This window comes from Selenomonadales bacterium, assembly GCA_018335585.1.
Classification (GTDB): Bacteria; Bacillota; UBA994; order UBA994; family UBA994; genus UBA994.
Genome location: JAGXRZ010000021.1, coordinates 17264 through 43345, shown reverse-complemented (window position 1 = coordinate 43345; position 26082 = coordinate 17264). Strand labels below are relative to the sequence as shown.

The window sequence follows — 26082 nt, the reverse complement described above, 5'->3', positions numbered from 1 at the left end:
GGCACGAGTCAGCTAACCGCGTTGAATGTGTCACACAACACAAATCTTAGGTGGCTTGAAGTTAGCCGAAGCCAGCTCACGGGGTTGGATGTTTCACGCAACAAAATGTTACGTTGGCTGGATGTCAGCTATAACAATATGCGTTCGCCTAGCGATGTGGTAGGCTGGGAGGACATCGGCCTGAGGCTAAGGAGAGAACCCGGAGACGCTGAGATGAACTTTGTATTCCACCCCCAAAATCCGTCGGCGCGGTAATGGCGAGCGGTGCCCGGCAATACAGGCTGCCAATGAGTGGATGACTATAAGCCAAGCGGGGACATTGGAGGTGAATACAATGCTCGACATACAGGTTCCGGTTGCCCTTGTGACAGCACTGATTATGGCGCTTGGTGCGTATTTTAGCTACAAGAACATTAGTAAGAGCGCTAGCAGCATCTCGAAGTACATATTCTTGTTTTTCCTTATCACGCTGCTCACGCAGCTAGTGGGGCTGCTGCAACTCCTAGCCGTAGACCCGTCTACCATCGCAGACGTTCGCGTCCTGCTCATAGTGAGTCAGGCCAACTTTGTCCTAACTCGGGTTGCATATGCGGTCTTAGCCTTCGGGTGTTATGTAGTCGCGACAGAAGGGAAATAAACTCAGCTAGCCTCGCCCGATTAGTGGAGCGGCGCGATTAGCGTGCAAGGCTGCCTGGTGCGTCACAGCCTCTGCTCTCGCGTCAGTCGCGGGGAGAAAGAAGATTTCCACGGAGGCGTTGCATTTTGTTGCCTCAAGTGTCTCATTAAGCGAAGGTAACTGCGAACATGTCTAAGTGAAGACACCCCGCTCCAAAAATCATCAGGAATCACATAAAAGGAGTGGGGTATCGACAGGCCGTCGTTGATTGCCCCATTCGCACGGTCGTCTCGCAGAAGGGAGGTGCCCAAGATGTAAAGAAAACAGTGACGCATCCCCCGCCTACTAGAAAGTGGTAGTTGCGAACGACAGCAAATAGTTGCGTCTGCTGGGAGTTATGGCAATTGAGCCCTCCATCTGTTGGGGTTCATATGGCCGTTTTGCTCGAAAATAAAGGAGGATTGAAATGTTGAAAAAGTTAGTATCTGCGATCGTGGTAGCAACACTATTGCTAAGTTGTGCCGGGAACTACGCAACGTCCTTCGCGCAGCGCGCGACGATGCCCCCACTACTACAAGTGAATGAGTATGACGTGCTACAACACATCAAGTCGCTGTCTGACGAGGAGCTCATGGCTAAAGGCTACACCAAAGCGGAAATCATTGCGGCTCGCGCTATAGACTATGGCCAACATCTCCGGGCCCTTTCCAAATTGGACACTCGTACTTTGCGCAGGCTAAGATACACCGAAGAACAGATCAGTTTGTTTCGTCGTTTTGATGGTAGCGATGAACAGATGCGGGCGTTAGCCGCTACGTTGTTCATTTGGGCAGGATTCCAGGAATGGCACTATGAACCAAATCCCGCTAACAATAGCTGGGTACGCATGTGGGTGTCATGGGCTTGGTCCGGTGTCCCTGGGGGCAGCTTACACGACAGATTAGTATTGGGGTGGTCGCATGGTTTTCGGTTAGACAGAAATCCATCAGTGACCTACGCAAGCGTCAACTACTACTACGAGTCGGTGTTTGGGTATTGGGCAACCGAGACGGTTTTGCCGTCCCCCGATGCAAACCATCCTGGGACAGACATTAACTCGGCAGAGTTTGTCATCGACATGCGAAAGGGAATCAGAGGACTATGGTGCAGGGCCCTTGACGGAAGTGCTCGAATTAGGGTGTTTGACCCAGGACCGGAAGACTCTATTAACCTTTTTGTATCCTATGGCCATCGGGCCTCAATACTCGCGCTGACCCCGGGCTGGAGCATACTCGGCGGTTTTGATGTGTCTATAAATTGGGCTGGATTTTGGGTCAATTACGATTACGATGCTGGCAACCTTAACATCTTTACTGGAGCCGTGACTCGCCCATAGACCATTACACAAAAGGGGGCCAACTAAACTGCCTATGATTGATGGGTTACTGACGCTAGTGGCTTGGACAACGCCAATTATGGCGGTGTTAGCATTCCCTCTGTCCCACGACATTGTTGATGCATTCGCAGCACTTGCTAGTCAGCATGGAGGAATGGCAGAGCCTAACAAGTGGCTGCGCGTGATATTTTCACGCTTTGCCATTCTCTTCATGCCATTTGTGTTCGGCACACTGGGAGCTACCGTACTCACTGTAAACAGCATTCGAAACAACTGGGTCGCAAACCATGTGTTGTTATATGCGTACATGATTGCCGGAGGCCTGCTGTTCGCAGTATTTTTCGCAATATTTGATGGTGCAACATCGCTCATGTCGGGAGACAAAGGGCGTGTCGGGCTGGTTTCTTTGTGGCTTGGGTGGGCTTGGGCTGTCCTCTACGTCTCACTTGGGTTACAGCTCTACGCGTTCCTTGTGCCTGCCCTTCGCTAATTCGCCTTGGGCGTGAATGCGCCTTTGGAGCTCGGGCAATCCAAACTTCGCGAGGATGGCGGGTAGACATGCGGCGAAAGCATGTTGTCGCGTTGTGTTGTGCAGAGACGGGCATTACGTCTACTTCAAGGAAAGGGAGCTGTATCGCAAATAGTGTCCCGAAAATATGCCAAAGCAATGTTACTGGCTGTGCTAGCTGCATTTTCCGTAGGTATTTTCTACTATTACCGTCTTAATTCGGTTCGGGCAGAGGTTAGCGCGCTCGTTCAACAGGCGGAAGAGGCGGCAGAGCTGTCACCCAGAGACCCACGTATAGCTCGTCTCTGGGCGGATCAAGCGCAAGAAGTTGCCGAGGTGGGAAGGGAATTTAGGGCGCAGGCTGTCACTAGCATGTATGATTCTAAGCTAGAGGAAGCTGCTCTGGCCTTAGAATGGGCGGAGCTATTACTCACCCCTGAGGAGCTAAGCTTTTTTAGGGAGCGCCTTGCAGCTTGGCAGGCGGTTGCCGACATCGTTGGCCCCTTTCCCGATTATGTGCTGTACCCATTAGTGCGTCAAATCTTAGAGAGGTATGTGGAGCGCACGCTCGGTGCACGTGATGTCAAACCTATCGATTGGCGGGTGTCATCTCGTCCGTACGAGTACCAAAACGAATGGTATTGGGTGTTGCGAGTTGAGTACGAAACCACCGGGGGACACGGGGAAGCGGTGCGAAAAAACGAAGTTGCCTATATCAGGCATGGTGAAATTGTGCTTATGCGCGATTGGGAGACAGGGGAGATTGTGTATCGCCGGAGCGCTGCAGACGTGACTCCACCGATGCCACCGCTAACCCACGCCCTTGTGTATCTAGTCGCCCGTTCTACTGCCATAGATAGCTGGCACTGGACGGGGACATTAATGGAGAGCGGTGAGACAGCAGAGTACAACGGGTACACGTACCACCGAGTAGCTGATGTGAGGTTTCCGACTTACGCCGATTTCGAGGAATACATCCGCAGCACCTTCGTCCCTGAACGAGCCGAAGAATACTTAAAGCTTGACCGATATGTAAGCATAAATGGGAGGCTGTTTGTTTCTCCGGGAGAAATGGGATCGGCGTACCGCATGGACCTTTATAGGCTGGTTGTCTTAGAATCACGCAAGGATTTTGTGAGAGTCAAACTGCGCATACCATCCGTATGGGATTCCCCCGACAAAACATCTATCATCGAGTTCGTTCGGCACGGGGACACTTGGTTAATCAAATAGAAAAGGGTGTTGCGATACTTCGCAACACCCCTGTTTTTAACGCTATAGTCCTAACTCGGTCGCCGAATCCTGCATAGCCGCAAGGGCGAGGGTGACAAACTCTCGCAGGGTTAACCCGAGTTCCTCGCAGGAGGCGATGGCCTCTCGGTCAGCCCCGCGGGCAAAGCTCTTCTCGCCGTAGCGGTTTAGGATAAAGTCCGGGTCGATGTTAGCTATTTTTTTGCTGGGATGTATCAGCGCACCGGCCACAATAAGCCCAGTCACGGGGTCGCTGCAGTAGAGCGCTTTGTCGAGCCTAGTGCTGCGCGGGATTCCGTGCGCCTCGTTATGCACCAGCACTGCCTGAACCAGTTCAGCCGGGAGCTGTAGCTCCGCTAACATCTGCGCCCCGAGCTTGCTGTGCTCTGCGGGCTTCTCGGCCGTTTGGTCGTAGTCGATATCGTGCAGCAAGCCGGTCAGCCGCCAAAGGGCGTCGTTCTCGACTAAGCGTCGCGCCAAAGCACCCATGACGACTTCCACTGCCACCATGTGCTTAATAAGGTTCTTGTTCTTCACGTGCTGCCTGACAAGCTCTAGGGCATCGGTACGTTGCATGGGATCTCCTTTCGCTTGCGGCTGATTCCTAGTAGAGCGCACTTCGCACTTTGCACTTAGCACTTCGTGGAGGACGAGGGGACTACCGGCTCCTAGCTGCTGGCTCCTGGTAGAAATACCGCAATCTCGCAGTTCATGATTCACGATTCATGATTCACGATTCCTCAAGCGACAATCCCTTGCGCCTGTCAACTACACAAAAATCGGCGCAAATACCAAAGCCACGATGGCCATAAGCTTAATCAGGATGTTAATTGAGGGGCCGGAGGTATCTTTGAAGGGGTCGCCTACGGTGTCGCCGACGACGGCAGCTTGATGCGTCGTGGTCCCCTTGCCGCCGTACTCGCCGCCCTCGATGTACTTCTTGGCGTTGTCCCAGGCGCCGCCGGCGTTAGACATCATTACGGCCATTAGGAAACCGGTCACTACCGAACCGGCCAAGAGGCCGCCTAAAGCTTCCTTGCCGAGAATCAGGCCGACGACTATCGGCACGACTACGGCTAAGAGGCCGGGCACAATCATTTCGCGTAGCGCTGCGCCGGTGCTGATGTCTACGCAGCGAGCGTAGTCAGGGCGGGCCTTGCCTTCCATAAGACCTTTAATTTCTTTGAACTGGCGGCGCACTTCGCCAATCATTTGGAAAGCCGCCTTGCCAACGGCCTGCATCGTCAAGGCCGAGAAGAGGAACGGCAACATGCCGCCGATAAACAGCCCGATGATAACCCTAGGGTTAAGTAGATCAATTACTGTAAGGCCAACAGCCGTAGCATAGGCCGAGAACAAGGCCAATGCGGTCAGCGCGGCAGAACCAATAGCAAATCCCTTGCCGATAGCAGCTGTCGTATTGCCTACGGCGTCTAGCTTGTCCGTAATCTTGCGCACGGCTTTATCTAGGTGGGCCATTTCGGCAATGCCGCCGGCGTTGTCGGCGATTGGGCCGTAAGCGTCAACAGCGACAATAATGCCGGTGGTAGCCAGCATGCCCACGGCGGCAATAGCTATGCCGTAGAGCCCGGCAAAGTACACGGAAACAAAAATGGCACCTACAATAGCGATAATCGGGAGGGCGGTACTCATCATGCCAACGGCGAGGCCGGTAATGATGTTCGTCGCCGGGCCGGTCTGTGACGCGGCGGCAATGCTTTGGACGGGTGGCTTATCGCCGGAAGTGTAGTACTCGGTGATTTGGCCGATGCCCACGCCTGCCACTAGGCCCGCAACGATAGAGTAGAACACCCCGAGGTCTAAGCCGAGTGCCTGTACAAGCGCGAAGGCACCGGCTATGGTAAGCGCGCCCGCGGCATAGGTGCCGTTTGAAAGTGCCTTTTGCACGTTAGCGCCCTCTTTGGCGGAGACAAAGCGCGTACCAATTATAGAAGCTACGATGCCGATGGCAGCCACACCAAGCGGCAAGATTACGGCCGCCCATGCATTCTCGGCGGCGACAGCGCCAATGGCCATCGCGGCTACAATGGAACCTACGTAGGATTCAAACAGGTCTGCGCCCATACCGGCCACGTCGCCGACGTTGTCGCCGACGTTATCGGCAATAACGGCGGGGTTGCGCGGGTCGTCCTCTGGAATGCCGGCCTCTACTTTGCCTACCAAGTCGGCACCGACGTCTGCGGCCTTAGTGTAGATACCGCCGCCGACGCGCGCGAACAAGGCAATGGAGCTCGCACCTAGCGCGAAGCCGTTAATCATGCCGACTAAGATAGTAAGGTCGGTCACGCCGCTGATAGCGCGAAACGCAATGTACGAAGTGCTGACGCCAAACAGCCCGAGCCCTACGACCGACATGCCCATAACGGCGCCGCCTGAGAAGGCAATGGCTAAGGCTTTGTTGGTGCCAAAACGTGCGGCCGCTGCCGTGCGCACGTTAGCGCGGGTAGCAACCGTCATGCCGATAAAGCCGGCCAGGACAGAACTTAGTGCGCCAAACACAAAAGAGATGGCCGTCCACACGTCGATAGCCAGTATAATGATGACAAACAACGCAGCTACAAAAATGGCGAGCGCCTTATATTCACGGCGTAAAAATGCCATCGCGCCTTCGTAGATGGCGGCGGCGATTTCTTTCATGCGCGGAGTGCCGGCGTCCTGTTGTGTGACGTAGTTAGTCAGGTATAAAGCAAACAGAAGTGCTAAGAGCCCCGCCGCGGGCGACAGCCATAATAGTGTGTCCGCCAAAATTACGTCCCCCTTAATCTACTACTTTGAGAAGGGGCGGATACACCTTGCCGGTGAATCTGCCCCTAACTTTCGAACTATTAGGAGTAGGGCTGATATCGTTTTGACGCTACTGCAAAACGGCAACAGCGAGAGACAAAGCCATAAAGGCGATGCCTAGGCCAATCGTCAGCTTGCTGAAAAAGGCGTCCATGTTCTTTTTGCGCCCAAACAATGCCTCCGCGCCTCCGGCAATAGCTCCAAGCCCTGCGGCACGACCGCTCTGCATAACGATTGAAAGGATTACCCCTATAGCCACTAAGGCTTGGACAATCTTTAAAGCCGTGAGCATTATGCCCTACCTCCCCTCGCGTGAACTCCACTGATTTTAGCATAGCGGGCTAGCGTTGACAACTGGGCGCAGCCCCTCTTCCCCAAGCGACAAGGGACAAGCGACAAGCGACACGCCCAACGGCTGGCGGCTGGAAGCTACGCCAAATTATAAAACGCGTCCTTCCCTGGGTACATCGCGATAGAGCCGAGTTCTTCCTCGATGCGCAATAGCTGATTGTACTTAGCTACGCGGTCTGAGCGCGAGGGAGCGCCGGTCTTAATTTGCCCGGCATTAGTAGCCACGGCTAAATCGGCAATCGTGGTGTCTTCGGTTTCGCCGCTCCGGTGCGAGATTATCGCCGTCCAGCCGGCGCGCTTGGCCATTTCAATGGCGTCTAGCGTCTCCGACAGGGTACCGATTTGGTTGAGTTTAATCAGGACGGAGTTTACGGCGCGTTCCTTAATGGCGCGGGCGATCCGCTCGGTATTCGTCACCAAAAGGTCGTCGCCCACGATTTGCACTTTGTCGCCGAGCCGCTGCCTAAGCAGCTTCCAGCCGTCCCAGTCCTCTTCGGCCATGCCGTCCTCAATCGAGATAATTGGGTACTTGTCAACTAGGGATGCGTACCATTCCACCATCTCAGCTGCCGATTTGACGTACTTTCCGCCTTCCATGACATAGCGGTCGCCTTTGTGGAACTCGGTGGCAGCCGCGTCAAGCGCAATGGCTAGGTCCTGTCCCGGCACGTACCCCGCCGCCTTAATCGCCTCAACCAGCAACGCCAGAGCGTCTTCGTTAGACCCTAAGTGCGGTGCGAAACCGCCCTCGTCGCCTACCGCCGTGCTATAGCCCCGTTGCTTGAGCACTTTCTTAAGATGATGGAACACCTCGGCTCCCATGCGCAGTGCTTCGCTAAAGCTCGCGGCGCCGATGGGCATGACCATAAACTCCTGAATGTCGACGTTGTTGTCGGCGTGCTTACCGCCGTTGATCACGTTTAGCATAGGCACCGGCAGAACGCGGGCGTTGACTCCACCCAAATATTGGAATAACGACAAACCGGCGTCCGCCGCCGCGGCCTTAGCCACAGCCAAGGAAACCGCCAACATGGCATTAGCCCCTAGCCTGCCTTTGTTAGGTGTGCCGTCAAGCTCGATGAGTGTTTCGTCAATACCGGGTTGGTTGAGCGCACTCATGCCAATTAGAGCTTGCGCAATTTCACCGTTTACATGGTCGACCGCGCGGGTGACTCCCTGTCCTAAGAAACGAGTCTTGTCGCCGTCTCTTAGTTCTACGGCTTCAAACTGCCCGGTTGATGCGCCCGACGGCGCGATAGCCCGCCCTACAATGCCGTTTTCTAAAACCACTTCGGCTTCTACCGTCGGGTTGCCGCGCGAATCTAGCACCTCTCGCGCTAGGATTTCTGCGATAATGCTCATTTAACCAGACCTCCTTCAATTAAGGACTTACCTTTCATGGCTTCCGGTTGCGCTACGCCAAGTAACTCCAGCACCGTCGGCGCAATGTCTGCCAAGCTGCCTCTTTCGCGCAGTCTAACATCGTGCTGCGGCGCCACGATTACACATCCTACATCGTTAAGCGTATGCGCGGTAAGCGGTTGTCCGCCCTCGTCGAGCATGCATTCGGCATTGCCGTGGTCGGCCGTGACAACCAGCGCGCCGCCCTCCGCCAAAACTGCCGCGACGACTCGCGCGAGCGCTGCGTCGACGGTTCGCGCCGCGGCGCTGGCAGCCTCGAACACACCGGTGTGTCCGACCATATCGAGGTTGGCAAAGTTAAGAACCAGTAGGTGGTATCCCTCTTTAATTTTCTCCACAAAAGCATCGGCTAACAGCGGTGCGCTCATGGCCGGAGCCAGGTCGTAAGTCGCGACTTTGGGCGACGGTATTAAGACGCGGTCCTCGCCCGGGTAGGGCGCCTCGGTACCGCCATTAAGGAAGAACGTTACATGGGCGTATTTTTCGGTCTCGGCCATCCTGAGCTGCTTTAGCCCCGCGCTGCTCACTACCTCACCTAGAGTCGAAGTCAAGTCCTGCGGCGCAAACAGGTATGGGTAGGCGAAGTCCTCTTGGTAGCGTGTAAACGTCAAAACGTCAACCTTAGGCTGTACAGCCCGGTCAAAGCCCACTTCACCGCCACCAACGCTTTGCACGATTTGCCGCATGCGGTCAGAGCGAAAGTTAAAGAACAGCACGCCGTCTCCGTCACGGAGATTGCCTTGTGGCACATGTTCGGCTAATACAAGCGGTGGAACAAATTCGTCAGTTACGCCGGCTTCATACTTTGCTTCCACGGCGCTGCTGGCCAAAGCCACCTGCTCGCCTGCCCCTTCGGTCAGGGCTCTGTAGGCAAGTGCGGTGCGCTCCCAGCGTTTGTCACGATCCATGCCGTAGTAGCGCCCCATCACTGTGGCTATTCTCCCGCACCCTAACTCGGCGATAAAGCGCTCTAGATCAGAGAGAAACGATGCGCCGGAAGTTGGCGACACATCGCGCCCGTCTAGTTGCAGGTGCAGATAAACTTCCAGTGAGGCGAGCTTGCACTCCTTAAGCACGGCCTTTAGGTGGTCGACATGGCTGTGCACTCCGCCGTCGGACAACAGGCCAAACAAGTGTAGCCTGCCGCCCCGACTCTCTAGGTCGCCTATGAGCTTAACCCACTCGGGGTGACCTCGCAGCTCTCCCTGACTAAGCGCAGTTTGAATGCGCACCAAGTCTTGATACACCACGCGACCGGCGCCGATATTTAGGTGCCCGACATTGCTGTCCCCCATTTGCCCGTCGAGCAGGCCTACCGCCTTACCGGAGCAGGCGAGGCGTGCCGTAGGATAACAGAGCAGCAACTCTGTAAGCGCAGGCATATTGCCGTATACAGCATTGCCGTGTGGATCGGAGCTTAATCCCCAGCCGTCTAGAATCACGAGGGCTACTTGCTTGTACATAAATACCCCCGCGCGGCGCCGACTACCACGGCCGCAAAAGTTTCTGCGCTTAGGCTCGCACCGCCGACTAAGGCCCCGTCTATTTCGCTTTGGGCGGTGAACTCCGCGATGTTTTCCGGCGTGACACTGCCGCCGTAAAGTAGCCTAAAAGCCTGCTCGCGGATGCCGCGCTCTTTGCATAACCACGCCTTCACTGCCGCAAGCACAGCGCTCGCGTCCTGTGCGCTGGCCGCAAGAGAGGTACCGATAGCCCAAACCGGCTCGTAGGCCACGACAAAGCTCGCCTCGCTCGGCAGTAGCTCTAAGCCCAGTTCGATTTGCCTTAGCACATGACGCTCGCTCTCTCCTGCCGCACGCACTGCGCGGCTTTCACCGACACAGAGCACGGGGGTAAGACCGCTCTCTACCGCTGCCCGAACTTTGCGCGCAATAAATCCGTCATCCTCCCCTAGATGTTGCCGGCGTTCGGAGTGGCCTACGAGAACGTAGTCGCAGCCTAGGTCGCGCAGCATCGGCATCGAAACTTCACCGGTAAAGGCGCCTTTTTCGGCGGGATAGCCGTTTTGCGCGCCGAGGCGAATCTTTGCAGCACTGAGAACTCCGGCCACCGACAGCAGGGCCGTAAACGGTGGGCAGACGACGACTTCGCACGTCGCATGTTCGGCAAGCAGCGCTACTAACTCGCGAGTCAGCTTGCCGCTCGCGGCGAGCATGCCGTTCATCTTCCAATTGCCAATAACTAAGGGCGTGGCTACCCTACTCACTTTTTCCATATTTATCGGTCAGCGCGGCTACACCCGGCAATACCTTCCCTTCCAGAAACTCGAGGGAAGCCCCGCCTCCGGTCGACATATGTGTCATGCGCGCGGCTAAGCCGGACTGCTCGACGGCCGCGACACTGTCCCCGCCGCCTACAATGGTGACTGCCTGTGAAGCCGCTAAGGCCTCGGCAATACCAAACGTGCCCACGGCAAAGACCGGGTTCTCAAACACGCCCATGGGACCGTTCCACAGCACGAGTCTTGCCGCGGCGATAACGGCAGCAAAGCTCTCGCCTGTAGCGGGGCCTATGTCGACGATGGCCGCATCTTTTGGAATGTCCGCGAGGCCCACTATCTCGCCCTCTTCGGCGTTAATGTCTGACGCGACCACGACGTCGCTTGGCAGGTGCACGGCTACCTTGCTGCGCTCGGCTAGGTCAAGCAGTTCGGCGGCTAGCTCTACTTGCGTCGGCTCATAGAGCGACTTGCCTACATCGACGCCCCGCGCCTTAAGGAAGGTGTTGGCCATGCCGCCGCCGATAATTAGGCTATCGGCGCGCCTAAGCAACGCTTCGATGACCTTAATTTTGTCCGAGACTTTAGCGCCGCCTAGAATCGCCACAAAAGGCCGCCGCGGGCTCTCGAGCGCACCGCCGAGAAAGTCTAGTTCTTTGCTCATCAGAAAGCCTGCTGCAGCGGGCGTAAGGAGCGCAGGCACGCCGGAGACGGAGGCGTGGGCGCGGTGAGCAGCGCCAAAGGCGTCATTGACATACACTTCGCCTAAGCGCGCTAAGGCCTGCGCAAACTCCGCGCCGTTCTTTTCTTCTGCCACATGAAAGCGCAGGTTTTCCAGCATCACTACATCGCCGGGGTTCATGGCGGCGACGCGCGCTTCTACTTCCGGCCCGATGCAGTCGGGCAAAACCGGGACATCAACCCCGAGCAACTCCGCGAGCCTACGCGCCGCCGGCGCTGTGCTGTAGCGAGCCTCGAACCCGCCCTTCGGGCGCCCGAGGTGGCTTGCCAAAATCACTTTCGCCGACTGCTCGCGCAAGTAACGAATGGTGGGTAAAGCAGCCCGAATGCGAGTGTCGTCGGTAACCGCGCCGCTGTCATCAAGCGGCACGTTAAAGTCGACCCGCACAAATACACACTTGTTGCTAACCTCGATATCTTTTAACGTAAGTTTTTCCATCGCAAGTCTTCCTACTGCATGTGCTTAGCGATAAGCGACAGCACATCAACCATGCGGCAGGAGTATCCCCACTCGTTGTCGTACCAGCTGCAGACCTTGACGAGAGTATCGCCAATTACCTGTGTAAGTTCGAGGTCGACAATCGACGAACGAGTATCTCCCAAATAGTCAACCGAAACTAACGGCTCGTCGCTGACGCCGAGGATTCCGGCCAAGGGGCCTGCTGCCGCCCGGCAAAACGCGGCGTTCACGGCCTCTTTGGTCGTCGGCTTGGAGACTTCTACGGTTAGGTCGACGATAGACACGGTAGTTGTGGGCACGCGCAAGGCGAAACCGTTAAGCTTGCCCTTAAGCTCCGGCAGCACTAAGCCGATGGCTTTGGCGGCACCCGTGCTCGAAGGAATAATCGACTGCCCGGCAGTGCGGGCGCGGCGCAAATCCGAGTGGACTTGGTCGAGAATGCTCTGGTCGTTGGTAAAGGCATGCACCGTGTTCATTAAGCCCTTGACGATGCCAAACTCCTGATGCAGCACTTTAGCCATCGGTCCTAAGCCGTTGGTGGTGCAGGAAGCGTTCGAGATTATGTGGTGGTCGGCATGGCTGTACTTGTCATCATTGCAGCCAAGCACTATGGTGATGTCCTCGCCTGTAGCCGGAGAGCTGATAAGTACCTTCTTGGCCCCTGCCTGCAGGTGCTTGCCCGCGGTATCGCGTTCCTTAAACTTCCCTGTGCATTCAACGACGACGTCAACTTCTAGCTCGCGCCAAGGCAAGCGGGTTGGGTCCTTCTCTGCCGTGACGCGAATAACTTTGCCGTCTACGCTAAAGCCCTCGGCCGTAACTTCGACCTTAGCGTCAAAACGCCCGTAGTTGGAGTCATACTGCAGAAGATGCGCCAGCGCTTTAGGAGGGGCAAGGTCGTTAATAGCTACAATCGTCAGATCCTCACGTTTATGGGCAATACGAAATACTTGTCGTCCGATGCGTCCAAAACCATTGATTGCGATTCTCATGTAACATCCTCCTCTGATAAATTCTCTTTATACTAAGCGCTCAGTTTCTCCCGCGCAGAGCTTTCCCCACAACAGAAAATGCCGAAGCCACCATGCTTAAGTAGTCACAGCCGGCGTCGAGAAAACGCGCCGCATACCCCGCGTCAGCCGCAAGCTCACCGCAGACGCCGACTTCACGCCCTCGCTGTTTGGCAAAGGGCAGCGCGTAGTCGATGAGGCGAAACATGGCGTCTCCGGCATCCGGCAACTGCCAGTCCCCCGCGCGATCGTACGCGTAAACATAGGCCGCCAAATCATTGGTGCCGAGGCTAAAAAAGTCGGTTACCTCGGCTAGCTCTCTGGCCATCAGCATAGCGGCAGGCGTCTCCAGCATGGCCCCCAGTTTAATATGCGCGGCACCTTGCTCGCTAAGCACGGCTCTGACGGCAGACATCTCTTGCGCACTGGTAACCATAGGTACCATGATGCTGAGCGACCCGTAGGCCGAAGCCTTAACCAAGGCCTTTATTTGCCGCTCCAGAATGTCGCGCCGCCTGAGCAGAACTCGTACGCCCCGCTCGCCTAACATTGGGTTAGGTTCCCGCTCCCGCGTCACCCCCGGTATGGGCTTGTCGGAACCTAGGTCAAGTAGGCGGAAGATGACCGGTCTACCGAGCGCGGCCTTTACCGCAGCGATATAGTGCTCTTCTTCCTGTTCTATGCCGGGCATGCCCCCACATTGCAGATAGAGAAACTCGGTGCGGAAGAGCCCCACGCCTTTATAGCCTTGCGCGGCCGCGATATCCCGTGCCGAAGCTGCATTTAGCCACAGCGGAAAGGGCGTATAGTCTACCTGGGTCGAGACAAAGCTGCGCTCGCCGGCCCAAATCTGGCCGGTTGCACCGTCTATGCTTAAGAGCTGTCCCTGCCAAGCTTTGATGTCGAACGAGACATCGGCCACCAGTGGCACACTTAACGTGCGGGCCAAAATAGCTAAGTGCGAAGTGGCAGCTAAGGGTTCGCGCAGCACGATGCCGCGCACACCGCTACCGTAGGCTTCGTATAGGCCCAACGGAGTAAGCGAGTCAGATAACAATATGCCGCCTTGACTTTCTGCGTCTTCCATGGCCAAAAGCTCCTGCCCGAGCGCGCGTAGGTCTTCCGCACGCTGCCGCAGGTACGGATGGCGCGCTCCGTCAAGCAACTTGGCTTGTTGTTCACAGGCCTCTGTGATAGCCTCGGCTACGGAACGCCCCCGAGACACGGCTTTCTCTACGGTAGTCCGCAGCTCTGGGTCTTCAAGTAGCGCTAGATAGACCAGCGCGAGTTCACGCGCCGCGCCGGGAAGAGATGCATCCTCCGCCCATCGCTCGTACCGCCTCTCTGCGGAGCTATATACCTGCTCGACGCTTAGGACCGCCTGCCGCCGCGCTGACGCCCGGTAGGCTATGCCGGAAGCGGCTCCCCCTGCTACACCGGTTCCTTCTGCTATTATCACTGCCTCTCGCCAAACCCCTCTTCAATAAACTGTATAATCGCGTCTAATGCAGCCTGCACGTCGCCGCTGCCGCGCACAGTAACTAATACGCGGTCGCCGGCGGTAAGTTCCCAGCCGGTCAGCGCAAGAATGTTCGCGGCAGAGAGCGTGTCGTCGCCGTGGCTAAGCCGCACGTCTACATTAAGTTTCCCGCAGAGCTCGCGCAGGCGGGCAAAGGGGCGAAAGTGTAGCACTTCGTTAGAGATTACCGCAGAGCGCTCTGCTTCTTTCACCGTTCCCCCTCCCCTCCTCTAAACCCTAACTCCCGCGCAATGTTTTCTAGTTTGCGCAGGCGATGATTTACCGCGCTCTTGCTGAGCGGCGGTTTAAAGTAAAGGCCAAGTTCTTCGAGACTAGCCTCCGGGTACCGCGCGCGTATGTCCGCAGCCTCCCGTAGCTGTGCCGGCAAGTTCACACTGCCCATTGTCTGATCGATGTGCCGAATGGCGTCTGTTTGCCGCCACGATGTTTGCATGGTTTTGTTTAGGTTAGCCGTTTCGGCGTTAACTAGCCGGTTAACTTGGTTGCGCATGGACTTGCGCACCCTAGCCTCTTCTACTCGCAAGAGCGCGGCGTGCGCTCCGACGAGGTTTAGAAAATCCACTACTTGCTCGCCTTCCTTCAGGTATACGACAAAGAGCTCCTTACGCCTGACTATGCGCGGCGTCAAGCTGCACTTTTCCATTACTCTGCACAGGTACTCGGCTTGTCCCTCGGACTCGGTCACCATTTCAAGGTGATAAGACACGCGATTAGGGTCTGTGATTGTGCCGGAGATAATGAATGCACCCCGCAGATAAGCCCGCAGGCAACAATCCTGTGATAGCTCCGGCTGCACTAACTCGATTCGCCGGTGACTCGCGTCCCAAAGTCCTACCGCAGATAGCACTTCCTCGGCCTGCGGGCAGAAAATAAGGTACATGCGGTTCTTGCGAAATGCCGACCTGCGCCTGATAAACACCCGCGCCTCAGGTTGATGTTCCTTGACAAGGCGCAAAATAAGCCGCGCCACACCGGGGCTTTGCGTGGCAATGTTTAACCCGAGGCCGCCGCCGCGGGATAGCTGCAGGGTGGCATGCTGCCTTATGATAGCAACCAACTCTGCGCGGCGACAACAGAGGTCTTCGTCAATAACTCGTACGAGTTCACTTTTGACATCCTCGGTAAAGGTCACTTCGCACTCCCTCGCTCCTACGGCCTTTGCACCTTCACTTAGTATTCCACTTGTGCGCGGTTTTCCCTGCTCCAAATCCTCTGCCTCCGCACACTAATATAGCACAACAGGCCCATCCAAAGATGAGCCTGTCGCTTGTGGCTGCTTAAGTCCGTGGTGAGAATGTCCTGCAGTCGGTGTCTTTGCTGCTGCGAGCATTAGGCGACTGCACTTCAATCTCCTTGGCGCTACAGTGATTGGTGTTCACGTGATAGCGACAGGTGTTCACCACACACTTTACCCCGGGAAGATGACGACTGGTTCCTTCAACGTTCATCGCATTCACCCCCTTTGCGTATACTGCGTTTAGTATGCGTTAAGGGGCGAGATTCATGTAAGGGCGACGACCTCATTGGCAATGTCGGTCAAGCTCCGCGACTGCCTAGTAATTCGCCTCTAGAAATAGTACAATCACAAAAAGATGCAACTAGGGGGATGCGCATGGAGCTATGGCGGCGCAACTTGTTGGTACTTTGGGTGGGAACCGTCTTTGCGGGCATATCCTTTTCGTTGGTCGCGCCGTTTCTGCCACTCTTACTTAAGCAGGTCGGTGTGGTCGAAAATCTCGAGGTGTGGTCCGGCTGGGCCTTTGCCTCTACCTTTTTCACCAGCGCCCTCATGGCGCCGGTGTGGGGGTCTTTGGCCGACAAGTACGGGCGCAGACTCCAGTTAGTGCGGGCTGGTATAGGTATTGGCGTGACGTATATTTTTCTTTCACTTGCGACTAATGCCTGGCAGGTTATTTTCCTCCGCCTGCTGCTTGGGCTGTTTAACGGCTTTATCCCGACGGCCATCGCTATGGTCGCCGTCAACACGCCGGAAGAACATATGGGCCCGGCACTTGGCGTAATTCAAAGTGGCGGCGCCTTTGGCTCGGTAGTCGGACCGCTGATTGGCGGTTACATGAGCCACTTTCTTGGCATACAGCAGACACTGCTTATCGCCGGGGGTAGCTTGTTCGTGGCGACGGTTTTTACCGTGCTCTGCACCAATGAGGAACACAAAGGTGACCGCTCCATCGTGCGCGATGTCCTCGGCGACATCCGCCAGTCGCTCAGCAAGCCGTTTTTAGTGCAAATGTTTGTGCTGGTGCTGATGTTTAATATTGCCCTAATGGTGATTCAGCCTGTACTGCCTATTTTTATCCTGCGGTTAGCAGGCGACCGCGACGCGGCAGTGCCAACCGGCATAATCTTCGCGCTCGCGGGCATCGCTACGGTGCTGGCCGCCCCGCGCTGGGGACGCGTGGGCGCGGCTTGGGGCGAGAGAAAGGTTCTGCGCGTAGCGCTTATCGGGGCTGCCGCAGTAAGCGTACTTACAGCCTGGGCCAACAACTTGTATATGCTTGGCGGGCTCCGCTTTGTGCTCGGACTGTTTATCGCCGCGCTAATGCCGGTCAGCACTACGCTTATTGCTAAGTCCGTGCCGACAAACTTCCGCAGCCGCGTGCTAGCTCTTAACAACAGCTTCGGACAACTAGGCGGCGCCATCGGACCGACTCTAGGCGGCTATATGGGACTAGCCTTCGGTCTCCCCTCCGTGTTTATTGGCATGGGGGTATTGCTTGCCGTTGTAGCACTAGCCCTAGAGAAAGCGCGCTGGCAGGATGCGCCTACTACTCAGTAGCGCGCGGCGTATATAGCGCGGATGCAGGCGCGATCTAGCTCTACGTAGTTATTTGAGAGCAGGCGCTGCTGTTTTTCTAGGACGCTGTCTGTAAAGGAATCTATTTCGTCGATTGTCATGCTGTATTCTCTTAATTGCTTCTGTGGGAGCAAGCGACTAAGCAGCAGGTCAAGGGCCGACCATACGCCGTGGTCGCTGTCTACTGTAAGGGCGGTGGCGATAGCGCTGCGCAACACGCGAATGTGTCCGCCCGGCTTCAGCCGGTCGTAGGCGCGAAACACCGGCACAAAGAACTGGTAGTTCGCCTGCCCATGCGGCACGTGGTACTTGCCGCCAAGCGGATAGGAAAGTGCGTGAACTGCTGCCACGCCGGTATTGCCAAAGGCGATGCCGGCGTAGTTGCTGGCAAGGAGGAGCTGTTTGAGTTGGCCAAAGCGCGCGTCGCGCCCATGCTCGGCAATGTGCCTAAAGCTTGCAAGAATCAGCGAGATGGCCTGCAGGCTAAATAGCTCGGTGTAGCTATTGGAGCGCGGCGAGACCAGGGATTCTGCAGCGTGAATCAGCGCGTCGACTGCGCTGTAGAAAAAGTAGTCGTAGGGCAGGCTCGCCAGCAACTCCGGGATAAGGACGGCATACTCAGCATAAAAGGCATCACCGCCGAGACCAAACTTGGTCTCTTTTTCTTCTACTGCCAAGACCGCCAGATTTGTCACTTCGCTACCGGTGCCGCAGGTAGTAGGCACGATAACCAAGGCCTTCCCCTTGACGAGGGGCGCACGTTTCTCTAAGAAGTCGAGGGTGGGATGTGACCCGTCTAGCGCTAAGAACTTTGCCGTGTCGGCGACTGCCCCTCCTCCTACGGCCACGATGCGCCGGTAAGCGCGTGGGCTAATGGCCCGACGGACGGCGTCAACTAGGGTGTGGGTGGGCTCCCCTGTCCCGAACTGCTCGTAGAACAGGAAGTCACACGCGGAGGGCAAAGCAGCTAAATACGCGTCGTAGATAAAGCGGTGAGTAAACACTAAATCGCCCGCGCCGACATTAAACTCGCGCCAAAACTCACCGGCGGTATCAAAGCAGTGTATTTGTGTGGGCAGACTAAACAGCCTCATGCTTCGCAGCCCTCCGTAATCCCTGCTATGGCCTTGGCTAGCTTCTGTTTGGCGGCAAAATCTGCCTGCCGCCCAATCACGATACGTTGCGCCTGTGGCGAGCCCGCGCCGTGCATGGATTCCGTGCGGTAACCTACTGCTCCTGCGCCTAACGTAAGATTTTCAATCAGGCGAAGTACGCGCAGGCGATGCTCTGTGGGGACTCCCGCTACCCCCTGCAGGTATTTCTCTAGCCAAGGTTTAGTGGCGGGGTTACTTAAGTCGCGCTCGCTCGGCATCGTTACCATTAAGCCGCCGGCGATGTCCTCGGCGAGGCGGGATATCTCATAGGGGAAGCGCGTGACGTTTTGCTTGCAGACGTTAGCTAACAACAGGTCGACGAGATACGTGCCGGTGGCAGTGGCGCGCCCCTCGGACGAGCAGGCAAGGCCACAGGCGTAGAGCGTCTCGTTAAGATGCGTCATCTCGATGAGTTTGTCCTTGACGTGGCTTGCGCGACTTGCGCCGTTGTACTCCGCGGCTAGCGCGGCCGCCCCAATTAAGACGTCGCCTACCCCAACCTTGCAGCCGCCGTAGCTCTGGCGGTGATAAGCGGCAAACCGCTCAACCAATAGTCCCGCGTAGTCGTGTTCCCCGCACATAAACACGCGCTCCCACGGCACAAACACGTCGTCAAAGACGACTAGGCATTCATGACCGCCAAAGCGCGCGTTGCCGACGTCGAGGCTGCCGTTTTCAAGCTTGCGCGTGTCGGATGACTGGCGACCGTAAATGTAGATGAGCCCAGCGCTGTCGGCCGGGACGGCAAAAGCGACGGCATAGGCTCGGTCACTCGCCGCAAGCGCTATGGTCGGCATGGCCAATATTTCGTGTGAGTTAAGCGCACCGGTCTGGTGCACCTTTGCCCCGCGCACCACTATCCCGTCTGGGCGCTCTGCGACGACACGCAGGTACATGTCTGGGTCTGGTTGCTGGGAGGGTGACTTGCTGCGGTCGCCCTTAGGGTCGGTCATGGCGCCGTCTATCGTCGCGTCTTTTGCCTGCATATCGCAGAGCCAGCGGCGGAAGCGCTCGTGGTACTTGGTGCCGTAGGCGCGGTCGATTTCAAACGTAGCGCTGTCGACGGCGTTAATGGCGTCCATACCGACACACCGCTGAAAGCAGGCAGCAGTTTTTTGCCCTAAGAGGCGCAGCATCTTAACTTTCGCCACCAAGTCGTCGGCGCTTTGGTGCAGATGGCAAAAGCGGCTGATTCTCTCGCCGGTTAAGCTCGAACTCGTCGTCAGCAAGGCGGCGTATTCTGGGTTGAGTGCCAGCTCATAAGTAAGGGCCACCGCATTAAGCGAAGGCCTAACCAGGGGATGGTCGACGATGTTTTCTATGCGCTCTCCAAGCAGGTAGGCCTCAAACTTCATGCGTCGCAGGGAGTCGATGTACTCGGCGGCAGTCTTTAACGCCATATTACTTCCCTCCTAAGCAAAAATCTGACCTCCGGCCATTAGCCAGAGGTCAGTTCGTTATTGCACTCTGACTTTCTGCATTTTATCTCCCTGCTCGATGTGGTCCACTAAGTCGACATTGTCGATAACCTTTCCAAACACGGTATGCACGCCGTCTAAGTGAGGCTGCGGCTGACGCACCACAAAGAACTGGCTGCCGCCTGTATCTTTGCCCGCGTGAGCCATACTAAGGGCCCCGCGCACATGTTTATGGGGATTGCCGGCGGTTTCACACTTAATCTTGTAGCCCGGGCCGCCGCGCCCCGTGCCTTCGGGGCATCCGCCCTGAATCACGAAATTCTTGATGCAGCGGTGAAAGGTAAGGCCGTCGTAGAAACCGGCATTAGCGAGTTTTGTAAAATTCTCTACCGTGCCGGGCGCGTCTTCTGCGTAAAGTTCAATCGTAAAGGTGCCTTTCTCGGTCTCCATGGTACAGATTTTGTTTTCGCTCAAGCAAACATCCCTCCCAACTATAGTTAGTTCGCCACGCTAGCGCAAAATCCTACCGCTAAAAGATAGACAGGTAGCGCTCGAGCTCCCACGGGTGCACGGTCTTCTCGTAGATGTGCTGCTCCTCTCGCTTAGCGGCCAGGTAACGCTCCACAATGTGGTCTCCAAGCGTCTCGCGCATCAACTTACTTTGGGCAAAATAGTGCAGTGCTTCCGTCAGGGTGCCGGGCAATGCCTCGACTCCCGCGTGGGCGCGCTCATGTTCGCACATGTCATAGATGTTGCGCTCTACGGGCGGCGGCGGCACCAGACCATCTTTAATTCCTTGTAGCCCGGCGCGCAGGGCAACCGCAAACGCTAGGTAGGGGTTACAGCTTGGGTCGGGGCTCCGCAGTTCAAGCCGGGTAGCGTTGCCGCGCCTGGCGGGCACGCGGATAAGCGGGCTGCGGTTGCGCTCCGACCAAGCAATGTAGACCGGGGCCTCGTACCCCGGGACTAGGCGCTTATAGGAGTTGACCAAGGGGTTGGTGATGGCCGTGTATTCGCGCACGTATTTAATCAAACCGGCCAGATACTGCATGGCCACTGCGCTTAGCTGATGCGGGGCGGAGGGGTCGTAGAAGGCGTTAGTCCCATTCGTGAACAAGGACTGGTTAATGTGCATACCGGAACCGGCCTCGCCGAAGAGGGGCTTCGGCATAAAGGTAGCGTGCAAGCCGTGCTGCATGGCGATAGTGCGCACCACGAGCTTAAATGTGGTAACATTATCTGCAGTGGTTACCGCCGGCGCGTAGCGGAAATCTATTTCGTGCTGGCCGGGTGCACACTCGTGGTGTGAGGCCTCGACGTGAAAGCCCATTTCCTCAAGCGTCAGAACAATGTCTCGGCGCGCGTCTTCGCCGCGGTCAATGGGAGAAAGGTCGAAGTAGCCACCGCGGTCGTTGGTAATCGTGGTGGGGCGGCCTTCCGCGTCGCGCTTAAAGAGGAAGAACTCGGCCTCAGGCCCTACCTGCATGGTGTAGCCGAGAGACTGCGCCTCGGCCACCGCACGCTTTAGCGTACCGCGCGGGCAACCGCTAAAGGGCGTGCCGTCGGGGTTCAGAATGTCGCAGATGAGGCGTGCCGTGGGTGCCTTATCTTTCGTCCACGGAAACACGGCATAGGTGTCGGGGTCGGCCTTAAGCAGCATGTCGGATTCCTCAATGCGAGCAAATCCTTCAATAGAAGAGCCGTCAAACATCATCTGTCCTTCGAGCGCTTGTTCTATCTCGTCCACTGAAATGGCGACGTTCTTGTTGACGCCTAGGATGTCCGTGAACTGCAACCTCACAAACCTGATATTGTCCTCTTTCACTCGCTGCAGCACGTCGTAACTACTGGCCATACCCTTCACCCTTTCCAAACTATAATGCGACTATGATACAGAACCACCGGGCAGTTGTCTATAGAAATGCAACAATTTCGAGGAGCGTGTGTGCGTGAGCCAAGTAGCTGTTACGAAGGCGTCAAGTTATGCGCCCGCAGAAATAGAGCAAGCACTAGAGAGAGGCTTGCGCTTAGTTTATCCCGAAGGACTCGCACACTTGATTAAGCCGGGCGCTAAGGTAGCGCTCAAAGTAAACATGCTCATGGGCAAAGGGCCGGAGCGAGCCATCACCACGCATCCGGCGGTAGTGCGCGCTGTCTGTAAGGCAGTGTTGTCGTGTGGGGGCATCCCGCTGATTATTGACAGCCCGGGCGGGCCGTATACCCCTGCCATGCTTAAGTCGGCATACGAAAGGTGCGGCTTTGCGGAAGTGGCCCGCGAGACCGGTGCACTACTTAACTTTGACACAGCGGTGGAAAAGGTAGGCCGCGCGACAGGGACTTTAGTGAATGCGGCTGAGCTTTTGGCTCCGGCTGTGCAGGCCGATGTCTTAATTAACTTGCCCAAACTAAAAACACACGGCCTCACAGTAATGACCTGCGCCGTAAAAAACATGTTCGGCTTGATACCGGGCTTGACTAAGATTGACTACCACATGCGCATGCCTGAGGTGCCAGACTTTTGCGCGGCACTCGTAGGGATTGCGGAGCTCGCGCAGCCGGAACTTACGATTGTAGATGCGGTCGTGGCCATGGAGGGCGAAGGCCCGTCCGGCGGCAAGCCCAAGGAACTCGGCTATCTCTTGGTGGGATGCAATATGCACGCAGTGGATATGGTTGCGGCCGAGCTTTTAGGGATAAAACCGGAGCAGGTGCCGACCATAGTCGCAGCCCGGCAAGCCTCGCCAAGACTTGCTCCCCTGAACCTTCTGGATGTTGTGGTGCTAGGAGAAGCGCTTACGCCCCACAAGGTGCGGCTACCGGTGGCCGCCAAGAACACCAACCTCTTTGAGAAGACGCTCCCTAAACCAGCCGCGGATGTCCTGGCACTCTACTTGCGGCCGCGACCGCGTTTCGTTAGGCAAAAATGCACGGCCTGCGGCATCTGCGTGCGTAGTTGCCCGCCCCGCGCACTTACGGCGCGCAAAAAAGACGTGCCCGAGTTAAACCTAGCCTTGTGCATTCGCTGCTTCTGCTGCCAAGAGCTCTGCCCCGAACACGCCGTCGAGGTAGAGCGCTCTTTGCTCGGACGCATCCTAACCCGCTTCTAAAAAACAAAAGGGACGGTTCTTCTTGTTTCGCGGACTCATCTGCATTTGACTTCTCAAACGAAAGAGCGAGGATACATCATGACTCTAAATGAGGCCATTCAAATCATGACAGACAAAATAGCATCTATCCTTGCAGATAACACGCCAACAGTGTATCTCCATGGATCGGTTGTGCTTGATGACTTTCGACTCGGCTGGAGTGATATTGACATACTCGTGCTGACCGAGCGAGAAATAAGCGAACAGCAGGCAGAGGCTCTAGTTAGGCTTCGCGAGGCTTTATTAGAATGCTATCCCAGCAACCCTTATTTTAGGTTGTTTGAAGGCGGTATGCTTTCTGCCGATGCGTTCCTGAACGGCAAAAAAGAGCGGGCGGTGTATTGGGGAACGAGCGGCGAGCGCATCACCGATAACTATAGAATGAGCAGTTTGGGTATGGCAGTGCTGCTTGATAACGGCATTCTTCTTCACGGCAATGATCTTCGTGAGAGGATGATCTATCCGTCATACACACAAATGTGCAAAGACATTTCCCAGCACGCACAGGTGGCTCGGAGACATGGCGCCGTGATTGGTTGGCTATTGGACATAGCGCGAGGGATTTATACCCTCCGCACAGGAAAGATTGTCGCCAAGACCGCTGCCGGCGAATGGGCATTGGAAAACGGAATATGCCCTGACGCTGACGCCATGCGAAAGGCTGTCAAATGCCGCAAGGAAGCCTGCCCCACGGACGAAAATAGTATAGATAATGCAATCATTCAGCGGTTTGCTGATGTGTTAGAGAGCGAGTTAGACAAACAAGGTCATAGGTATAGTTGAGAACCGAAAGAGAACAAAAGAGAAACAAAAGGGACGGTTCTTCCTGTTTCGCGGACTACTCATCCTTATCCAACTTCCCAAAAAGAACCGTCCCCGTTGTTTTCCGTTGTTCAAGTTCTAAATACAAGGAGGTCATCAAATGAACATCGACGTCAACTACATTGTCCAGCAACTAGTGCACATCGCCATGACTCCGAGCCCGGTGGGGTATACGGGAGAAGTCATCGAGTACTTACGGGCGGAGTTCGACAAGCTCGGCCTCTCCACCCGGCTACTTAACAAGGGAGGGCTCCTAGCCACTCTGCCAGGCAAAAACGATGATGAGCATCGCACGCTAAGCGGCCATGTCGACACGCTCGGCGGCATGGTTAAGGAAATTAAGAGCAGCGGCCGACTCAAGCTCGCCAAGATTGGCGGCTACACCATGAACTCCGTCGAGGGCGAGCACTGCACGGTCATTACCGCAACAGGCGCAAAGTTTACAGGCACTATCCTGACGACAAAGCAGTCCGTGCATGTCTATGGACCGGATGCGAGTAAGCAAGAGCGCAGTGATGACAATATGGAAATTCGGCTTGACGCAGTGGTTAAGAACAAAGAAGACGTCACGAAGCTAGGCATTAGCGTCGGCGACTACATCGCCTTTGACCCGCGCACGACCGTAACCGAGTCGGGCTTTGTAAAGTCGCGACACCTCGACGACAAGGCCTCGGTAGCTGTGCTACTTGGCGTAGCCAAATACTTTGCCGACAACAAGCTGTCTCCCGCGCGCACTACGCATTTCTTTATCACTAATTATGAGGAAACCGGCCACGGGGCGAGTGTGGGCACGCCGCCTAAGACTACGGAGTTTATGGCCGTCGACATGGGCTGCATCGGCGAAGGGCTAAGCTGCACCGAACACGACGTGTCGATTTGCGCCAAAGACTCCGGCGGCCCCTACGACTATGCGCTCCGCCAGCAGCTCGTAGCACTCGCCGAGGAGCTAAAACTTCCGTACGCTGTGGACATCTATCCTTATTATGGCTCCGACGCCGGAGCAGCCTTGCGTGCCGGCGCAGACGTGCGCACAGCCCTGATTGGGCCGGGCGTAGACGCATCCCACGCGCACGAGCGCACCCATCAAAGCGCACTCGAAGCAACAGCTAAGCTTTGCGTGGCGTATTTGCTGAGCTAGAAAACGAAAGAACAAAAGGGACGGTTCTTCTTTCCAAAAAGAACCGTCCCCGTTGTTTCATTCGTGGTTGTATTGACAGCGTCCACTCCACGCAGTACAATGGACATATAATACCGAAGGGGGTGCGCTACCATGAGCGACACGACGAATGTAAGCATCCGGATTGATGTTCAACTTAAGAAGCAGGCCGAAGAGCTCTTCTCGGACTTGGGACTTAATATGACGACGGCGATGACGATTTTCCTTCGTCAAGCCGTTCGCAGCCAAGGGATCCCGTTTGAGATTTCGCGTGTTCCGAACGCTGACACCATTGCCGCAATGAAAGAAGCCGAAATCATTGTTCGCGACCCGAATGCAAAGGGGTATACTGATCTTGCCTCGTTGTTTAGGGACTTGAAAGCGTGAAGTACACTGTCAAGCTAACAAGCAGATTCCGCAAGGACTACAAGCTGATGTCAAAGCGCAACCTCGACATGTCCTTGCTCGATGAAATCATCGCTAAGCTAGCGCAGGGCATGCCGCTTCCTTCGAACAACCGCGACCATGAATTAGCTGGTTACTATGTCGGACATCGAGAGTGTCACATCCAGCCCGATTGGTTGCTGATCTATCGCATCGAGAACGAAGTTCTTGTTCTGACGCTAACCCGCACGGGGACTCACAGCGACTTGTTCTAAAGCGCTCAGACATACATTCCGAGGCACTTCGTCTGCTAAAAGGCAATAATGAGGCTTGGCAAGGGGGATTTGTATGGGGGAAGGAACTAACGTGACAATTAGCCGTGCGGGTGAAGCTGACATCGCCGCCCTGTGTAACTTTGAAAGCCAGGCCAGGGTTACGGAGCCAGGAGTCCTCTCCGCTGAGTTTGACGAGGAGCTTTACGCTCATTTCTTGGATTCATTACGGCTCAGCAGTTCACGTGACAGTGCCATCCTTATAGCGGCCGAAGGTAATCGCCTGGTCGGAAGATGCGACGTGGCGATAATTAGAAGCACCATGGATGGAATGGTGACCGGGTACATTGATTGGATTTATGTGCTAAAGCCTAGTCGGTGCCAAGGAATTGCCGCAAGGCTGCTGTTAGCTGCGGAGGGGTTTTTCAGGGACGCAGGGTGTAAGCGCTACTATTTGTTTACAGCCGATAATGAGGAAGCGCAGGCTTTCTATCATAGGAATCCCAGCTTGAGCTTTGCCAGGCGTGAAGTTGCAGAAAAGGTCTTATAACGTACAAAGGGACGGCTCTTCTTTCCAAAAAGAACCGTCCCTTTTGT

General features: G+C 55.9%; 28 protein-coding genes. 12 read left to right on the top strand and 16 right to left on the bottom strand.

Annotation, left to right across the window (positions count from 1 at the left end):
* The 5 genes from KGZ66_04220 to KGZ66_04200 form a co-directional block, all read left to right on the top strand.
* On the top strand, positions 1 to 255 hold a 255-nt coding region (locus KGZ66_04220), incomplete at its 5' end, for a hypothetical protein (protein ID MBS3984798.1).
* Between the two features lie 79 nt (positions 256 to 334).
* Positions 335 to 637 carry a hypothetical protein gene (locus tag KGZ66_04215; protein ID MBS3984797.1) on the top strand — a complete coding sequence of 101 codons (303 nt, stop codon included), beginning with the start codon at positions 335 to 337 and terminating at the stop codon, positions 635 to 637.
* Positions 638 to 1082: 445 nt separating this feature from the next.
* Positions 1083 to 1991 carry a hypothetical protein gene (locus tag KGZ66_04210; GenBank protein ID MBS3984796.1) on the top strand — a complete coding sequence of 303 codons (909 nt, stop codon included), beginning with the start codon at positions 1083 to 1085 and terminating at the stop codon, positions 1989 to 1991.
* 79 nt (positions 1992 to 2070) lie between these two features.
* Complete coding sequence (locus KGZ66_04205) at positions 2071 to 2481, top strand: hypothetical protein (GenBank protein MBS3984795.1); 411 nt, start codon at positions 2071 to 2073, stop codon at positions 2479 to 2481.
* 153 nt (positions 2482 to 2634) lie between these two features.
* Positions 2635 to 3732 carry a hypothetical protein gene (locus tag KGZ66_04200; GenBank protein MBS3984794.1) on the top strand — a complete coding sequence of 366 codons (1098 nt, stop codon included), beginning with the start codon at positions 2635 to 2637 and terminating at the stop codon, positions 3730 to 3732.
* Between the two features lie 42 nt (positions 3733 to 3774).
* On the opposite strand, the gene KGZ66_04195 is transcribed toward KGZ66_04200, so the two are convergent.
* The 12 genes from KGZ66_04195 to KGZ66_04140 form a co-directional block, all read right to left on the bottom strand.
* Positions 3775 to 4326 (bottom strand): HDIG domain-containing protein, encoded by a 552-nt coding sequence (locus tag KGZ66_04195; GenBank protein MBS3984793.1) that lies wholly within the window; start codon positions 4324 to 4326, stop codon positions 3775 to 3777.
* A gap of 192 nt (positions 4327 to 4518) precedes the next feature.
* Positions 4519 to 6516 (bottom strand): sodium-translocating pyrophosphatase, encoded by a 1998-nt coding sequence (locus KGZ66_04190; protein MBS3984792.1) that lies wholly within the window; start codon positions 6514 to 6516, stop codon positions 4519 to 4521.
* Between the two features lie 109 nt (positions 6517 to 6625).
* On the bottom strand, positions 6626 to 6847 hold the full coding sequence (gene secG / locus KGZ66_04185) for a preprotein translocase subunit SecG (GenBank protein MBS3984791.1): 222 nt from the start codon (positions 6845 to 6847) through the stop codon (positions 6626 to 6628).
* Between the two features lie 137 nt (positions 6848 to 6984).
* Positions 6985 to 8268, bottom strand: coding sequence for a phosphopyruvate hydratase (gene eno, locus KGZ66_04180; GenBank protein ID MBS3984790.1), 1284 nt, complete (start codon positions 8266 to 8268; stop codon positions 6985 to 6987).
* Positions 8265 to 9791 (bottom strand): 2,3-bisphosphoglycerate-independent phosphoglycerate mutase, encoded by a 1527-nt coding sequence (gene gpmI / locus KGZ66_04175; protein MBS3984789.1) that lies wholly within the window; start codon positions 9789 to 9791, stop codon positions 8265 to 8267. Before gpmI ends, eno begins: the two co-directional genes overlap by 4 nt.
* Positions 9776 to 10564 carry a triose-phosphate isomerase gene (gene tpiA / locus KGZ66_04170; protein ID MBS3984788.1) on the bottom strand — a complete coding sequence of 263 codons (789 nt, stop codon included), beginning with the start codon at positions 10562 to 10564 and terminating at the stop codon, positions 9776 to 9778. The genes gpmI and tpiA overlap by 16 nt, the downstream gene beginning before the upstream one ends.
* A complete protein-coding gene (locus KGZ66_04165; GenBank protein MBS3984787.1) occupies positions 10548 to 11747 on the bottom strand; it encodes a phosphoglycerate kinase in 1200 nt (399 codons plus the stop codon). Before KGZ66_04165 ends, tpiA begins: the two co-directional genes overlap by 17 nt.
* An 11-nt stretch (positions 11748 to 11758) precedes the next feature.
* The gene (gene gap / locus KGZ66_04160) at positions 11759 to 12760 is read right to left on the bottom strand and encodes a type I glyceraldehyde-3-phosphate dehydrogenase (protein MBS3984786.1); all 1002 of its coding nucleotides are present in this window, start codon (positions 12758 to 12760) and stop codon (positions 11759 to 11761) included.
* A gap of 40 nt (positions 12761 to 12800) precedes the next feature.
* A complete protein-coding gene (locus KGZ66_04155; protein MBS3984785.1) occupies positions 12801 to 14237 on the bottom strand; it encodes a phosphoenolpyruvate--protein phosphotransferase in 1437 nt (478 codons plus the stop codon).
* Entirely contained in the window at positions 14234 to 14509 is a 276-nt protein-coding gene (locus KGZ66_04150; protein MBS3984784.1) for an HPr family phosphocarrier protein, read from the bottom strand. Before KGZ66_04150 ends, KGZ66_04155 begins: the two co-directional genes overlap by 4 nt.
* Positions 14506 to 15525 carry a DNA-binding protein WhiA gene (whiA, locus tag KGZ66_04145; GenBank protein MBS3984783.1) on the bottom strand — a complete coding sequence of 340 codons (1020 nt, stop codon included), beginning with the start codon at positions 15523 to 15525 and terminating at the stop codon, positions 14506 to 14508. The genes KGZ66_04150 and whiA overlap by 4 nt, the downstream gene beginning before the upstream one ends.
* A gap of 70 nt (positions 15526 to 15595) precedes the next feature.
* Positions 15596 to 15766 (bottom strand): DUF1540 domain-containing protein, encoded by a 171-nt coding sequence (locus tag KGZ66_04140; protein ID MBS3984782.1) that lies wholly within the window; start codon positions 15764 to 15766, stop codon positions 15596 to 15598.
* A 164-nt stretch (positions 15767 to 15930) separates the two neighbouring features.
* Between KGZ66_04140 and KGZ66_04135 the strand changes: the two genes are divergently transcribed.
* Positions 15931 to 17115 (top strand): MFS transporter, encoded by a 1185-nt coding sequence (locus KGZ66_04135; protein ID MBS3984781.1) that lies wholly within the window; start codon positions 15931 to 15933, stop codon positions 17113 to 17115.
* On the opposite strand, the gene KGZ66_04130 is transcribed toward KGZ66_04135, so the two are convergent.
* The 4 genes from KGZ66_04130 to glnA form a co-directional block, all read right to left on the bottom strand.
* The gene (locus KGZ66_04130; GenBank protein ID MBS3984780.1) at positions 17109 to 18227 is read right to left on the bottom strand and encodes an iron-containing alcohol dehydrogenase; all 1119 of its coding nucleotides are present in this window, start codon (positions 18225 to 18227) and stop codon (positions 17109 to 17111) included. The genes KGZ66_04135 and KGZ66_04130 overlap by 7 nt on opposite strands.
* Entirely contained in the window at positions 18224 to 19687 is a 1464-nt protein-coding gene (locus tag KGZ66_04125; GenBank protein ID MBS3984779.1) for a 4-hydroxyphenylacetate 3-hydroxylase family protein, read from the bottom strand. The genes KGZ66_04130 and KGZ66_04125 overlap by 4 nt, the downstream gene beginning before the upstream one ends.
* Positions 19688 to 19744: 57 nt before the next feature.
* A complete protein-coding gene (locus KGZ66_04120; protein ID MBS3984778.1) occupies positions 19745 to 20155 on the bottom strand; it encodes a peptidylprolyl isomerase in 411 nt (136 codons plus the stop codon).
* Between the two features lie 79 nt (positions 20156 to 20234).
* Positions 20235 to 21560: a type I glutamate--ammonia ligase gene (gene glnA, locus KGZ66_04115; GenBank protein ID MBS3984777.1), complete on the bottom strand. Its 1326-nt coding sequence runs from the start codon at positions 21558 to 21560 to the stop codon at positions 20235 to 20237.
* A gap of 94 nt (positions 21561 to 21654) precedes the next feature.
* On the opposite strand from glnA, the gene KGZ66_04110 reads away from it, so the two are divergent.
* From KGZ66_04110 to KGZ66_04085, 6 genes are all read left to right on the top strand, one after another.
* Positions 21655 to 22812 carry a DUF362 domain-containing protein gene (locus tag KGZ66_04110; GenBank protein MBS3984776.1) on the top strand — a complete coding sequence of 386 codons (1158 nt, stop codon included), beginning with the start codon at positions 21655 to 21657 and terminating at the stop codon, positions 22810 to 22812.
* A gap of 78 nt (positions 22813 to 22890) precedes the next feature.
* Positions 22891 to 23634: a DUF4111 domain-containing protein gene (locus KGZ66_04105; GenBank protein MBS3984775.1), complete on the top strand. Its 744-nt coding sequence runs from the start codon at positions 22891 to 22893 to the stop codon at positions 23632 to 23634.
* A gap of 139 nt (positions 23635 to 23773) precedes the next feature.
* On the top strand, positions 23774 to 24811 hold the full coding sequence (locus KGZ66_04100; GenBank protein ID MBS3984774.1) for a M42 family metallopeptidase: 1038 nt from the start codon (positions 23774 to 23776) through the stop codon (positions 24809 to 24811).
* 132 nt (positions 24812 to 24943) lie between these two features.
* Positions 24944 to 25216: a type II toxin-antitoxin system RelB/DinJ family antitoxin gene (locus KGZ66_04095; GenBank protein ID MBS3984773.1), complete on the top strand. Its 273-nt coding sequence runs from the start codon at positions 24944 to 24946 to the stop codon at positions 25214 to 25216.
* Positions 25213 to 25488 (top strand): type II toxin-antitoxin system YafQ family toxin, encoded by a 276-nt coding sequence (locus KGZ66_04090; GenBank protein ID MBS3984772.1) that lies wholly within the window; start codon positions 25213 to 25215, stop codon positions 25486 to 25488. Before KGZ66_04095 ends, KGZ66_04090 begins: the two co-directional genes overlap by 4 nt.
* Positions 25489 to 25561: 73 nt before the next feature.
* Positions 25562 to 26035, top strand: a complete 474-nt coding sequence (locus KGZ66_04085) for a GNAT family N-acetyltransferase (protein MBS3984771.1) — start codon at positions 25562 to 25564, stop codon at positions 26033 to 26035.
* Positions 26036 to 26082: the final 47 nt, after the last annotated feature.

Bases quoted from the DNA above. Each gene is read 5' to 3' on its own strand.
- KGZ66_04120 (MBS3984778.1), bottom strand. From the start codon at position 20,155: ATGGAGACCGAGAAAGGCACCTTTACGATTGAACTTTACGCAGAAGAC.
- tpiA (MBS3984788.1), bottom strand. From the start codon at position 10,564: ATGGAAAAAGTGAGTAGGGTAGCCACGCCCTTAGTTATTGGCAATTGG.
- KGZ66_04135 (MBS3984781.1), top strand. From the start codon at position 15,931: ATGGAGCTATGGCGGCGCAACTTGTTGGTACTTTGGGTGGGAACCGTC.
- gpmI (MBS3984789.1), bottom strand. From the start codon at position 9,791: ATGTACAAGCAAGTAGCCCTCGTGATTCTAGACGGCTGGGGATTAAGC.
- KGZ66_04195 (MBS3984793.1), bottom strand. From the start codon at position 4,326: ATGCAACGTACCGATGCCCTAGAGCTTGTCAGGCAGCACGTGAAGAAC.
- KGZ66_04085 (MBS3984771.1), top strand. From the start codon at position 25,562: ATGGGGGAAGGAACTAACGTGACAATTAGCCGTGCGGGTGAAGCTGAC.
- KGZ66_04130 (MBS3984780.1), bottom strand. From the start codon at position 18,227: ATGAGGCTGTTTAGTCTGCCCACACAAATACACTGCTTTGATACCGCC.
- KGZ66_04100 (MBS3984774.1), top strand. From the start codon at position 23,774: ATGAACATCGACGTCAACTACATTGTCCAGCAACTAGTGCACATCGCC.
- secG (MBS3984791.1), bottom strand. From the start codon at position 6,847: ATGCTCACGGCTTTAAAGATTGTCCAAGCCTTAGTGGCTATAGGGGTA.
- KGZ66_04210 (MBS3984796.1), top strand. From the start codon at position 1,083: ATGTTGAAAAAGTTAGTATCTGCGATCGTGGTAGCAACACTATTGCTA.
- KGZ66_04205 (MBS3984795.1), top strand. From the start codon at position 2,071: ATGGCGGTGTTAGCATTCCCTCTGTCCCACGACATTGTTGATGCATTC.
- KGZ66_04215 (MBS3984797.1), top strand. From the start codon at position 335: ATGCTCGACATACAGGTTCCGGTTGCCCTTGTGACAGCACTGATTATG.
- eno (MBS3984790.1), bottom strand. From the start codon at position 8,268: ATGAGCATTATCGCAGAAATCCTAGCGCGAGAGGTGCTAGATTCGCGC.
- KGZ66_04165 (MBS3984787.1), bottom strand. From the start codon at position 11,747: ATGGAAAAACTTACGTTAAAAGATATCGAGGTTAGCAACAAGTGTGTA.
- glnA (MBS3984777.1), bottom strand. From the start codon at position 21,560: ATGGCCAGTAGTTACGACGTGCTGCAGCGAGTGAAAGAGGACAATATC.
- KGZ66_04125 (MBS3984779.1), bottom strand. From the start codon at position 19,687: ATGGCGTTAAAGACTGCCGCCGAGTACATCGACTCCCTGCGACGCATG.
- gap (MBS3984786.1), bottom strand. From the start codon at position 12,760: ATGAGAATCGCAATCAATGGTTTTGGACGCATCGGACGACAAGTATTT.
- KGZ66_04095 (MBS3984773.1), top strand. From the start codon at position 24,944: ATGAGCGACACGACGAATGTAAGCATCCGGATTGATGTTCAACTTAAG.
- KGZ66_04140 (MBS3984782.1), bottom strand. From the start codon at position 15,766: ATGAACGTTGAAGGAACCAGTCGTCATCTTCCCGGGGTAAAGTGTGTG.
- KGZ66_04105 (MBS3984775.1), top strand. From the start codon at position 22,891: ATGACTCTAAATGAGGCCATTCAAATCATGACAGACAAAATAGCATCT.